The sequence below is a fragment of the Xenorhabdus littoralis genome, from assembly GCF_033949345.1.
Lineage (GTDB): Bacteria > Pseudomonadota > Gammaproteobacteria > Enterobacterales > Enterobacteriaceae > Xenorhabdus > Xenorhabdus littoralis.
This window is the reverse complement of record NZ_VCDP01000036.1, coordinates 1-244: the sequence shown is the minus strand read 5'-3', so window position 1 is coordinate 244 and position 244 is coordinate 1. Positions and strand designations below refer to the sequence as shown.

The window sequence follows — 244 nt, the reverse complement described above, 5'->3', positions numbered from 1 at the left end:
GCAGGGCCGGGGTCAGACAAGCGTGCGTCACGGCCTGTTCTTCCAGATAACGCCAGAGATAACGGGAGTCTTGACGTACTTCATCGTCAGGGATGACCAGACAGGCACCACCACTCAGCGTTATCATGATTTCCCAGACACTGGCATCAAAGCCCAGTGAAGCAAACTGCAACACCCGGCTGGTTTTCCGGACACCAAGCCGGGTGATTTGCGCCAAAGCCAGATTCACCACCCCCCGATGCTC

At 57.0% G+C, this 244-nt stretch carries 1 protein-coding gene; it reads right to left on the bottom strand.

Annotation, left to right across the window (positions count from 1 at the left end):
* The coding region (locus FE394_RS10800) for an AMP-binding protein (RefSeq protein ID WP_319926398.1) at positions 1–244 on the bottom strand (244 nt) is incomplete at both ends.